Source organism: Delftia sp. HK171, from assembly GCF_001886655.1.
In the GTDB taxonomy this organism is placed as follows: Bacteria; Pseudomonadota; Gammaproteobacteria; order Burkholderiales; family Burkholderiaceae_C; genus Comamonas; species Comamonas acidovorans.
The window spans coordinates 4,699,281-4,710,971 of record NZ_CP018101.1 but is presented as its reverse complement, the minus strand read 5'-3'; the positions used below and the strand labels follow the sequence as shown (position 1 = coordinate 4,710,971).

The 11,691-nt window shown below is 69.5% G+C and carries 10 protein-coding genes; 5 read left to right on the top strand and 5 right to left on the bottom strand.

Translation table 11 applies throughout. From position 1 onward, the window contains the following. Positions 1 to 61: 61 nt before the first annotated feature. Complete coding sequence (locus tag BO996_RS21075) at positions 62 to 919, bottom strand: LysR family transcriptional regulator (RefSeq protein WP_012206374.1); 858 nt, start codon at positions 917 to 919, stop codon at positions 62 to 64. A gap of 109 nt (positions 920 to 1,028) precedes the next feature. On the opposite strand from BO996_RS21075, the gene bla reads away from it, so the two are divergent. Further along, on the top strand, positions 1,029 to 1,940 hold the full coding sequence (bla, locus tag BO996_RS21070) for a class A beta-lactamase (RefSeq protein ID WP_034367430.1): 912 nt from the start codon (positions 1,029 to 1,031) through the stop codon (positions 1,938 to 1,940). A gap of 171 nt (positions 1,941 to 2,111) precedes the next feature. On the opposite strand, the gene argA is transcribed toward bla, so the two are convergent. Next, positions 2,112 to 3,458: an amino-acid N-acetyltransferase gene (gene argA, locus BO996_RS21065; RefSeq protein WP_012206372.1), complete on the bottom strand. Its 1,347-nt coding sequence runs from the start codon at positions 3,456 to 3,458 to the stop codon at positions 2,112 to 2,114. 283 nt (positions 3,459 to 3,741) lie between these two features. Here argA and BO996_RS21060 point away from each other — a divergent pair, with 283 nt between their 5' ends. The 4 genes from BO996_RS21060 to BO996_RS21045 are packed head-to-tail and all read left to right on the top strand — an operon-like array spanning position 3,742 to position 8,614. After that, the gene (locus tag BO996_RS21060) at positions 3,742 to 5,193 is read left to right on the top strand and encodes a TolC family protein (RefSeq protein ID WP_063325732.1); all 1,452 of its coding nucleotides are present in this window, start codon (positions 3,742 to 3,744) and stop codon (positions 5,191 to 5,193) included. Continuing rightward, complete coding sequence (locus BO996_RS21055) at positions 5,190 to 6,239, top strand: HlyD family secretion protein (protein WP_071956332.1); 1,050 nt, start codon at positions 5,190 to 5,192, stop codon at positions 6,237 to 6,239. The genes BO996_RS21060 and BO996_RS21055 overlap by 4 nt, the downstream gene beginning before the upstream one ends. 13 nt (positions 6,240 to 6,252) lie before the next feature. Then, on the top strand, positions 6,253 to 7,467 hold the full coding sequence (locus tag BO996_RS21050; protein WP_071957186.1) for an ABC transporter permease: 1,215 nt from the start codon (positions 6,253 to 6,255) through the stop codon (positions 7,465 to 7,467). 1 nt (position 7,468) lies between these two features. Further along, positions 7,469 to 8,614: an ABC transporter permease gene (locus BO996_RS21045; RefSeq protein WP_071956331.1), complete on the top strand. Its 1,146-nt coding sequence runs from the start codon at positions 7,469 to 7,471 to the stop codon at positions 8,612 to 8,614. Positions 8,615 to 8,676: 62 nt separating this feature from the next. Here BO996_RS21045 and BO996_RS21040 read toward each other — a convergent pair whose 3' ends face one another. From BO996_RS21040 to BO996_RS21030, 3 genes are all read right to left on the bottom strand, one after another. Further along, complete coding sequence (locus BO996_RS21040) at positions 8,677 to 9,306, bottom strand: DUF4124 domain-containing protein (protein ID WP_071956330.1); 630 nt, start codon at positions 9,304 to 9,306, stop codon at positions 8,677 to 8,679. A gap of 78 nt (positions 9,307 to 9,384) precedes the next feature. Continuing rightward, positions 9,385 to 10,590, bottom strand: coding sequence for an MFS transporter (locus tag BO996_RS21035; RefSeq protein WP_013801714.1), 1,206 nt, complete (start codon positions 10,588 to 10,590; stop codon positions 9,385 to 9,387). Positions 10,591 to 10,641: 51 nt separating this feature from the next. Beyond that, entirely contained in the window at positions 10,642 to 11,640 is a 999-nt protein-coding gene (locus tag BO996_RS21030; protein WP_071956329.1) for a LysR family transcriptional regulator, read from the bottom strand. Between the last annotated feature and the right edge of the window lie 51 nt (positions 11,641 to 11,691).

The following is an 11,691-nucleotide window of genomic DNA, read 5'->3' as shown; positions in this document are numbered from 1 at the left end:
CAGATGATAGCGCCGGGGCCAAAGTCAGGCGGCCTGCGGGTCTTGCCGCGGCGGTCCGTGGTTATTGCAACTGCGCCAGCAGCCATTGCCTGAAGGTCTTGAGCGCCGCGCTGGGTGCGCGCGAGCGCAGATGGGTCAGCCAGTAGGCGCCCGTGTCCACCTCCTGCTCGAAGGGGCGCACCAGCCGGCCCTGCTGCAGCAGGTGCTGGAACATGCGCGCCGGCAGCAGGGCCACGCCCGCGCCCTGGGCGGCCGCCTCGGCCAGCGTCAGCGAGGAGTCGAACATGGCCCCGCGCGCCAGCGGCGCGCTCTGGTCCAGCGTGGCAAACCAGCTCTCCCACTCCTGCAGGCGGTACGAGCGCAGCAGCGTCTGCCCGGCCAGGTCGGCCGGCTGGCGCAGGCGCTGGGCCAGGGCCGGGGTGCACATGGGCGTCAGCGGCGCGCGCAGCAGCAGCTCGGCGCGCGTGCCCTGCCAGGCGCCGTCGCCGAAGCGCACGGCCGCATCCAGCCCTTCGCCGGCCAGGTCCACGCGGTTGTTGTGCGTGAGCAGTCGCAGGTCGATGTAGGGGTGCTGCTGCTGGAACTGGCCCAGCCTGGGAATCAGCCAGCCGATGGCGAAGGTGCCGACCACGCCCACGGTGAGGACCTCGCGCGGGCGCGGTTCGGCCACCTGCTGCAGCGAATGCTCTATGCGCGCAAAGCTCTCGGCCACGGCAGGCCACAGCGCATGGCCCTCGTCGGTCAGCGCCAGGCCGCGCGGCAGGCGCCGGAACAGCGGCTTGCCCAGGCGCTCCTCCAGGTTGCGGATGTGCTGGCTGACGGCGGCCTGGGTCACGCACAGCTCGTCGGCCGCCCGCGTCAGGTTGAGATGGCGCGCGGCCGCATCGAACATGCGCAGGGCATTGAGGGGCAGTTGCATGGTGAGCCAATAGTTTTTCTAAGGGATGCTGCCAATTATTCACGCTGGTCGCAGATTGGGTGCGGCGCTATCGTTGCGGTTGTCGATCTGCAACTGAAAAGGAAAAACAATGCAAAGACGCGATTTTCTGATGACGGGCGGCGCGGCCGCCTGGATGGCGGCCGGGCTGGCCGGCTGCGCCCTGCCATCAAAAAAACAGGGGGCTGCCGACCAGGCCTTCAGGACCGAGCTGGCGCGCATCGAGAAAAGTGTGGGCGGCCGGCTCGGCGTGGCCGTGCTGGAGGTGGAGTCGGGCGCCAGCGTGGACCACCGCGGCGACGAGCGCTTTGTCATGTGCAGCACCTTCAAGCTGCTGCTGGCCGCCCAGGTGCTGGACCGCGTGCAGCAGGGCGATGAGCGCCTGTCGCGCCGCGTGCACTACGCCAGCTCCCGGCTGGTTCCCTACTCGCCGGCCAGCGGCCCGCGTGCCGGTGATGGCGGCGGCATGACCATCTCCGAACTGTGCGAGGCCGCCGTGGTGCTCAGCGACAACACCGCCGCCAACCTGCTGCTGGACGCCAGCGGCGGACCGCAGGCGCTGACGCAGTGGCTGCGCGCCAGCGGCGACGAGACCACACGCCTGGACCGCATGGAGCCCGAGCTCAATGAAGGCCTGCCCGGTGACGAGCGCGACACCACCACGCCGCTGGCCATGGTGCAAAGCATGCAGCGCCTGCTTCTGGGATCGGTGCTGGACGGCCATGGCCGCGCCCTGCTGCAGCAGTGGCTGGTGGCCAGCCGCACGGGCGACAAGCGCCTGCGCGCGGGCATGCCGGCCGGCTGGCGCGTGGGTGGAAAGACGGGCACCGGCGATCGCGGCACGGCCAACGATGCCGTCATCGCCTGGCCCACGCCGCAAAGCGCACCGCTGCTGGTGACCGGCTACCTCACCGAATGCCCGGCCGACGCGCCGCAGCGCGATGCGGCGCTGGCAGCGGCCGGCAAGGCGGCCGCACGCTGGCAGGCAGCAGTGCAAGGCTGAGTTGCGCCACCATGTCGCTTGATTTGGGCGATTTCAGAAAATTGGCGCGGCCTGAAGACGAGAGACACCGAGGAAGGGCCTGGGCCGGCCGCGCCGCCCCCGCACCGAGGGTGTCGCCGGCCGCCCGTATGCCCCCCTCGTGAGGGGGAAGGCGCACAGCGCCTCAGGGGGTTACAACTTCTTGACCAGGACCTGACTTTTGCGGTCCCAGTTGTACTTGGCCTTGCGCGCCTCGGGCAGCCAGTCGGGGTCCACGGGCTGGAAGCCGCGCTTGATGAACCAGTGCATGGTGCGCGTGGTCAGCACGAACAGGCTGTCCAGGCCCTGGGCCTTGGCGCGCTGCTCTATGCGCTTGAGCAGCTTCTCGCCATCGCCCGTGCCCTGGCTCTTGGGCGAGACGGTGACGGCCGCCATCTCGGCGGTCCGGGCGCTGGGGTAGGGGTAGAGCGCGGCGCAGCCGAAGATCACGCCATCGTGTTCGATGATGGTGTAGTGGGCGATGTCGCGCTCGATCTCGGTGCGGCTGCGCTTGACCAGGGTGCCGTCCTTCTCGAAGGGCTCGATCAGCTGGATGATGCCGGCCACGTCGTCGGGCGTGGCCTCGCGCAGCTCTTCCAGCTTCTCGTCGATGATCATGGTGCCGATGCCGTCGTGCACATAGATCTCCAGCAGCAGCGCGCCGTCGATGGCGAAGGGCAGGATGTGGCTGCGCTCCACGCCGTGCTCGCAGGCATGCACGCAGTGCTGCAGGTAAAAGCCCGTATCCGTGGGCTGCTCGGGCGTGGGCAGCTCGGCCAGCATGCGGCGGGCCGTGGCCAGCGGCAGCTCGGTGTCGATGGGGTTGGTCTCGTCGGCCGGGCCCGTGGGGTCCATGCGGATGCCCGGCACCTCGGTCATGAAGATCAGCTTGTCGGCCTTCAGCTCGATGGCCACGCGCGTGGCCACCTCTTCCATGCTCAGGTTGAAGGCCTCGCCGGTGGGCGAGAAGCCGAAGGGCGACATCAGCACCATGGCATCCATGTCCAGTGCGCTGCGGATGCCGCTCACATCGACCTTGCGCACCAGGCCCGAATGCTTGAAATCCACGCCGTCCACGATGCCCACGGGCCGCGCCGTGAGGAAGTTGCCCGAGATCACCCGCACCCGCGCGCCGGCCATGGGCGTATTGGGCAGGCCCTGGCTGAAGGCGGCCTCGATCTCGTAGCGCAGTTGGCCGGCGGCTTCCTGGGCGCAGTCCAGCGCCACGGAGTCGGTGATGCGCACGCCGCGCGAGTACTGGGCCTCATGGCCCTTGGCGGCAAGCTGCTCGTTGACCTGGGGACGGAAGCCATGGACCAGCACGATCTTCACGCCCATGGCCTGGATCATGGCCAGGTCCTGGACGATGGAGCTGAGCTTGCCCGATGCGATGGCCTCGCCCGTCAGTCCCACCACAAAGGTCTGGTGTCGGAACTTGTGGATATAGGGAGCCACGGACCGGAACCAGGGGACGAAGGTGAAGTTGAAGACGGTGGACATGGTGGTCAGTCGGGGCATCGGGCCGATGCCGGGCAGAAAAAAAAGGCCTGCGGACAGGTCCGCCAGGACATGCTCGCGCAGGCAGGCGCCAGTGTAGCGGCATGGCGCGGCACCTGCGCACAGAAATGGGATGGAACGCCACGCAAATCGGCCCTGCTGCACAGTGCCGGGGGCACAAGGCACAGGACCTTGTCCGACGGGGGCCCGCCTGCAAGCCCGTGTAAGCTTCGCCACCATCGGTGAACCACGCAAGGCGCCCCCATTCATGCCATTGAGCGCTTCCATGTTTTTTCCGTTGCTTGCGCGGCCCGCGCGCCTTGTGCCGTGGCTGGCGGCGCTGGGCATGGTCGCAGGGGCGGCCCAGGCTGCAGGGGAGGCTCCGGCCTCCCAGGCCGCCGCCGCGATGAGCTTCGTGCAGGCCCGCCAGGCGCTGCTGCAGGGCTCCGACCAACTGGCCGCCTCGGCCAAGGCCGTGGAAAGCGCGCGGCTCAGACGCCAGGGTACGCAGGGGCTGGGCGGGCCTTCCGTGGCCATCACGGGCCTGGGCTACCGCTACTCGGCCAATGCCGACATCGATCTCGATCCTGCGCGGCGCACCCTGGACGGCGTCCTCGGCCAGCTGCCGCCCTCGGTGGGGCCGGCCATTCCCTCGCTGCCGCAACTGCCCACTTCCTATGCCTTGCAGCGCAAGAGCACGAATGCCTCGGCCAGCCTGTCCCTGGTCTGGCCGCTGTACCTGGGCGGCCTGTCCGATGCGGTGCGCAGTGGCCTGGACGCTGCCACCGACGAAGCCCTGGCCGATGCCGCCAGCAGCAGCCACGCCCTGCATTCGCTGCTGGTGCAGCGCTACTTCGGCGCCCAGCTGGCCGAGCGGGCCGCACGGCTGCGCGAGCGTGCGCTTGAAGGCGTGCGCGTGCATGACACGGCGGCGCAAAGCATGCTCAAGGCGGGCGTGATCTCCCGGCTGGAGCGCCTGCAGGCCCGTGCCGCGCTGGCCGACGCCGAGCAGCAGGCGCGCAAATCGCGCGACGACGCAGACCTGGCCGCAGCGGCGCTGGCGCGCACGGTCAAGGCGCAGCGGCAGGTGCTGCCCAGCACGCCGCTGTTCGTCAGCAGCCGGCCTCTGCCGCCGCTGGACGGCTTCGTCGCCACGGCCCAGTCGCACCATCCGGGTCTGGACAAGGTGCAGGCCAAGAAGCGCCAGGCCGAGTCGCTGCACGACGCGCAGGAGGCGCTGCGCCGGCCGCAGCTGCTGGCCTTCGGTTCGCGCGAGGTCAACACCAGCGGCAAGCCCAACTGGGTGGCAGGCGTGGCCGTGCGCTGGACGCTGTGGGACAGCATCGACCGCGATGCGCTGGCCGCCTCCTCGCAGCGCAAGATCGAGCAGGCCGAGCTGACCGAAGCCCAGGCGCTCAGCGACATCGCGCTGCTGGTCGAAAAGAACTGGCTGGGCGTGGAGCAGGCACGCCGCCAGTACCAGGCCCAGCAGGCCCAGGAGGATCTTGCGCGCGAGCTGCTGCGGCTGCGCGAGGCCGGCCTGCGGGAAGGCACCAGCACCACGCTTGACCTGATCGATGCCAGCCTCAATCTCGCCAAGGTCCAGACCCAGCGTGCCGAACTGGCCAACCAGTATGTGCAGGCCCTGGCCGCACTGCTGGAGAGCACGGGCCAGAGCGAGGAATTCGACCGATTCATGGCCCAGGCCGACATACAGATCCCACCCGACGCACCATGAGCACAGCCACGCCCGACCATCCCCGCAGCGCCCCCGAAGCACCCGGCCCCGCGCCCGTGCCGCCGGGGCGCAGGCGCCCCTGGCTAGCCCTGGCCATCGTGCTGGCCGTGCTGCTGCTCGTGGCCTGGGGCTTTTGGCGTGCGGCGCAGCCCGCCCCCCAGTATTTCCAGGGCCAGATGGAGGCACGCGAGACCGACATCGCGCCCAAGGTCACGGCGCGCATCGCCAAGGTGCGGGTCACCGAAGGCCAGAAGATCCAGCCCGGCGATCTGCTGGTGGAGATGGACAGCCCCGAGGTGCGCGCCAAGCTGGCCCAGGCCGAGGCCGCGCGCGATGCCGCCCAGGCCCAGGCCGACAAGGCGCAGGCCGGCGCACGCCCGCAGGAAGTGCAGATGGCGCGCCTGAACTGGCAGCGCGCCCAGACGGCCGCCGACCTGGCCCAGACCTCGCTGCGCCGTGTGCAAAGCCTGTTCGACCAGGGACTGGTTGCGGCCCAGAAGCGCGATGAAGCCGATGCCAACTGGCGCGCCTCGCGCGACCAGGCGCTGGCCGCGCGTGCGCAGTATGAAATGGCGGCTTCGGGCGCGCGCCAGGAGGATCGCAGCGCTGCCCAGGCCCAGGCACGCCAGGTGCAGGGCGTGGTCGCCGAGGTGGAGGCCGCGCGTGCCGAGACCGAGCTGCGCAGCCCCGTGGGCGGCGAGGTGGTCCAGGTGCTGGCCCGCCAGGGCGAGCTGTCTCCGCAGGGCGTGGCCGTGGTCACCGTGGTGGATCTGGCCGACCAGTGGGTGGTGCTCAATGTGCGCGAGGACCAGCTTGCACGCTTTGCCCAGGGCAGCCGCTTCACCGGCCGCCTGCCGGGCCTGGACAACCGCGAGGCCGGCTTCGAGGTCTACTACCTGGGTGTGCTGCCCGACTTCGCCACCTGGCGCGCCACGCGTGCGGGCCAGGGCTTCGATGCGCGCACCTTCGAGGTCCGCGCGCGGCCGCAGCAGCCCATTGCAGGCGCGCGGCCCGGCATGAGCGTGGTTGTGGAAGGCGGCCGTTGAGCGGCCGGCGGCAGTGAGCGCGAACCCGCCCACGGCCTTTGCCGCCAGCCTGCGGCGCGAATGGCGTCTGCTGCGCGGGCGGCCCTGGGACCTGGCCATGGTCAGCTGGGTGCCGCTGCTGGCGCTGCTGCTCATGGTCTGGATCTTCTCGGCAGGACTGGTCCAGCGCCTGCCCGTCGCCGTCTGGGACCAGGACCACAGCGCCCTGTCGCGCCAGCTGGTGCGCATGCTGGATGCCACGCCGGGCCTGGCCGTGCAGTCGCAGGCGCTCAATGCCTCGGAGGCGCAATGGGCGCTGCAGTCCATGAATGCCTACGCCGTGGTGCAGATCCCGCCCGGCTTTGCGCGCGACATCAAGCGGGGCCAGGGGGCCGACGTGGTGCTCATGCACAACGCCCAGCTGGCCACGCATTCCAGCCTGATCCAGCGCGACCTGCGCCAGGTGGTGGGAACGCTGTCGGCCGGCGTGGAAATACAGGCCCGTGCCAAGCGCGGCGACCCGGCCCAGGCGCTGCGCGTGCGCATGGAGCCCATACGCACCAACCTGGTGTCGCTGTTCAACATCTCCACCAATTACGAGCAGTTCCTGGCGGCGGCGCTGATTCCCGCGCTGCTGCACATCCTGGGCATGACGGCCGGCGCCTGGTCCGTGGGGCGCGAGCTGCGCGACCGCACGCTGGGCCAGTGGATGGCCGAGGCTGCGGGCCCGGGAAAGCCCGGCTGGAGCGCCATTGCGGGCGCCTTGGCGGGCAAGCTGGCGCTGTCGTGGGCCAGCCTGGGCCTGGGCGGTACGCTGGCCATGCTGTGGCTCACGGCCGGACGGGGCTGGCATCCGGGGCAGGGCGCTGCCAGCCTGGCCTGGGTGGCGCTGGCCCTGCTGCTGCTGATCGCCGTGAGCCTGGCGGCCGGGGCGCTGCTGGCGGCGCTCACGCTGTCCCTGCGCACGGCGCTGTCGGGCGCGGGCCTGCTGTCGGCGCCGGCCTTTGCGTTCAGCGGCGTGGGTTTTCCGCTGCTGGCCATGCCGGATTCGGCACGTGCCTGGGCCCTGTCCATGCCCTATACCCACTATGCGCGGCTGCAGATAGAGCAGCTGCAGATGGGCGCGCCCATCGTGCAGAGCTTGCCCGTGGTGGCCGGGCTATTGCTGGCCGCGCTGGTGTTGCTGCTGCTGGCCACGGCAGGCCTGGCGCGCGGCCTTTCCCGCCCCGACAAATGGGGAGGGCGCTGAGATGGCCAGGGGCTTTGCGCATGACTTCATCAGCGCCCTGCGTGCCGTGTTCGGCGACGTGGGCGTGCTCATGCTGCTGGTGGGCGCACCCGTGCTCTACGGCTTCTTCTATCCCTGGTTCTATGGGCAGGAGGTCGTGCAGCGCGTGCCCGTGGCCGTGGTGCAGCACGACGGCAGCGGCCTGGCACGCCAGATGCTGCGCTTTGCCCAGGCCAGCCCGCGCATCGAGGTGACCCTGGTCACGGGCGACGAGGCCCAGGCGCAGCAGGCCCTGCTGGATGGCCGCGTCATGGGCTACGCGCTGCTGCCGCGCGACCTCAAGCGCCGCGTGGTGCGCAGCGAAGAGGCCGTGGTCCCCGTCTATGCCAACGGGGCCTACCCGCTGGCCGCCAAGCAGGTGCAGTACGGCTTTGCCGAAGCCTTCGGCACGGTCTCGGCAGGCGTGGAGCTGCGGCGCCTGACGGCCGGCGGACAGAGCGCACTGCAGGCCCAGGCCAGCCGCTCGCCCGTCAACCTGCAGATGCAGGCCCTGTTCAATCCGACGGAAGGCTACGGCAGCTTCGTCGTCGCCGCCGTGGCCATCATCATCCTGCAGCAGACGCTGCTCATGGGCGGCGCGCTGCTGGTGGGAACCTGGCGCGAGCAGGGATTGGACAGGGCGCCGGCACGCACCTGGCTGGCGCGGCTGCTGGCGCTGTGCACGCTGGGCTGGCTCTCGGGCCTGTACTACTTCGGCTGGATCTTTGTCTGGCACGACTATCCGCGCGGCGGCAATCCCTGGGGCGCGCTGGCGCTGCTGGCCGTCTTCGTCCCGGCCGTGGCGGGAGCGGCGGCGCTGCTGGGCTGGTGGCTGGCCAACCGCGAGCGTGCCATGCAGGTGGTGCTGTTCACCTCCATCCCGCTGGCCTTCGTCGGCGGCTTCAGCTGGCCGGCCGAGGCCCTGCCGCAACTGCTGCAGGCGCTGCGCTGGCTGTCACCCAGCACGGCCGCCATCCAGGCCTCGCTGCGACTGAACCAGGCCGGCGCCCCGCTGGAGGCGGCGCTATGGCATCTGTCCGTGCTGCTGGCCCTGGCGCTGCTGGGCTGGGTGGCCGTGCTCTGGCTGGGCAGCCGCCGCGTGGACCTGCCCGAGGGTGGCCGCAAGTAGCCTGGTGCTGCGTCCAGCACAGGTCCGCCTTGGCGGGCCCATCATGGGTTGGATGGCGCTGCTCAGTCGCAGCGAATCGTGTCGCCTTCCAGCAGGCAGATCAGCCCGTTGTAGGCGGTCAAGGTGTCGCGATACCGGCGATAGAGGTTGCCTTTGATGTCGAAGCAGCTGTCTGCCTTGCACCGGTCGAGCTTTACGGTGCGGGTGCCGGCGGGAGGGGTCAGGACAATCTTGGGTGGCTCCTGGAGCAAGGGCATATTCGTGCCGCAGGATGCGTTCACGTTGGAGATCTGCGCATTCATGCGCATGCGCTTTTCGCCTTCGGAGAGACTGCGGATGCTGGAGACGAATTCCAGCTCCTTGCGAGCCTGGCCGCAGCCCGGGGAAGCTGATGCAGGCGTGGGCTGCTGCGCCTGCTGGTCGATCATGCGCTGCTGGCTATCGATCTGGCGCCGCTGTGCGTCTACGGCCTGCTGGCGGTATTTGCGCTCATTGGCCTGCGCGGCCTCGGCGCGCTCCTGGAGAATCTCCGCATCCGTCTTTCGGCGCTCGATCATGCCGCCGACTTGCGCGCTGCTGCATGGACGGTCGGAGAAATTCATTTCTCCGGATGGATCCCTGCATTGATAGATCTGCGCCATGGCTGGAACTGCGAATGCCAGCCCACACAACAGCGCAATGGCTTCACGCATGGATTCTCTCCACAAGAGGTCTGGACCACGATTTCCGATGGCCTGGCATGGCGTCCGTTCCGACATGCGCTTCACACTTCAGGCCGGCGCGCCCGCGCCGCGACCCCGTCCCTGCACGGCCAGCATCAGAAGCACCACGCCCACGATGGGCAGCAGCCAGGTGTTGATGCCGTCCCAGCCGGCCGTGTGCAGCAGCTGGCCCGAGCCGAACGAGGCCACGGCCACGGTGCCGAAGACCAGGAAGTCATTGAGGGCCTGCACCTTGGCGCGCTCGGCAGGGCGGTAGCACTCGGTGACCATGGCCGTGGCGCCGATGAAGCCGAAGTTCCAGCCCACGCCCAGCAGCACCAGGGAGCCCCAGAAGTGCAGCAGCTCCAGCCCCATCAACGCCATCAGGGCCGAGGCGGCGATCATCACCAGCCCCAGCGCCGTGATGCGGCGCTTTCCAAAGCGCGCGATCAGCCGGCCCGTGAAGAAGCTGGGCGCGAACATGGCCAGCACATGCCACTGGATGCCCAGCGCCGCCTCGCCCACCGTGTGGCCGCAGCCCACCATGGCCATGGGCGCGGCCGTCATCAGAAAGGCCATGAGGCCGTAGCTGACCACGCCGGCCGAAGCCGCCACGATGAACTGCGGCGTGCGCGCAATCTCGGCCAGCGGCCGGGCCTCGCCCGCCACGGCACGGGCCTGGGGCGGCGGCAGCTTCAGGCCCAGCAGCAGCGGCAAGGCCAGCAGGGCGAGCACGGCCTGGCTGTAGAAGCTGCCTGCGAACGGCGTCATGGGCAGGGCGTCGCGCGTCCAGATCACCACCTGCGGGCCGATGATGGCCGCGATCAGCCCGCCGATCATCACGCGCGAGATGGCGCGCGCCTGCTCGGCGGGGTCGGTCATGGCGTCGGTGGCCGCAAAGCGGTAGCTCTGCACGCAGGCCGCGTAAAAGCCCGCCAGCGCCGTGCCGATGCAGAAGGTCACGAAATCGGAGTGCGCAATGCCCTGGGCCGCGATCACGCCCGAGACCACGCCCAGGATGGCACCCAGCACATAGGCCGTGCGCCGCCCCATGCGCTGCATCAGCCAGGCCGCGGGCAGCGTGGACAGCGCCAGGCCCAACTGGTAGATGCTGACCGGCAGCGTGGTGGCCGTGGGATTGGTGGACAGCTGCTGCCCCACCAGGCCGCCCAGCGAAATGATGATGGGCGGCGACGCGCCCCCCAGCGATTGCGCGGCCACGAGCAGGCCAAGGTTGCGGCGCTGCAGCGCTGGAGTGTGTTGTTCTGGTGTCATGGCTTGTGCGGCGGAAAGACCGCATCTTCACCGAAAAGCATGAGGGCTGGGTTAAGCGTTGTTCCGTGTGCCAGCCCTGTCCAGGCGCTGCTGGAGCAGGGATTTGCTGTACGCCTCCTGGAAGATTTGGTGGATCAGCTCCCTGAACCATTTGTGCCCCGCGTCATGGTCGTTGCGCGGATGCCAGACGGCGTCGATGGACAGGGCCAGCTCGGGCAGGGGCATGGGGCGCGCCACGCAGTTGGAGCCGGACAGCACGCTGTGCATCCAGTGCGCGGGCATGGCGGCCACCAGGTCGGTGGATTCGATGACGGGCACCATGCCCAGCCAGGTGGGCACCTGGAACATCACGCGCCGCGCCAGCCCGCGCTCGGCCAGGAGTTCGTCCACGATGCTGCTGCCCACGCCCGTGACCTTCAGGTGGCCCTGCTCCAGGTATTTCTCCAGCGTGAGCGGGGAGGCGGCGGCCGGATGGTCCTTGCGCATCAGCACCATCCACTGGTCATCCAGCAGGCGGCGTGACGCCGACAGCACCGAGCGTCCGCGCGAGACGGAAAGGCGGATTTCCACGCCTTCGTACTCGACGCGGTCCGAGGGCTGGCGGCCGTCGAAGGACTGCACCGACAGGCTGATGCCCGGCGCCACCGCACGCAGATGGATGCACAGCTGCGGGAGCAGCAGCACGCCCACGTAGTCGGACAGGCGCAGGTGGAAATTGCGCCGCGCCGTGGCCGGATCGAAGCCCTTGCTGACCTCGATGGCGCTTTCGATCTCGCTGAAGGCCTTGCGGAAGCTGCGCGCCAGGCGCACGGCCTCGGGCGTGGGCGACATGCCTTCTGCCGTGCGCAGAAGCAGCGGGTCGTTGAACTGGGTGCGCAGCCGGCGCAGCGCGTGGCTGACGGCCGAGGAGGTGATGCCCAGCCGCGCGGCGGCCTTGCCCACGCTGCGTTCTTCCACCAGGGCCTCGAAGATCACCAGCAGGTTGAGGTCGATGCTGCGCAGGTTCACCGGAGCCCGGGGCGCGCTGTCTGCATGTTGAATGCTGTTCATTTTGATGATGACAAAGATGAGCTTGACTGAATTTTACGTGCGTCACGACAA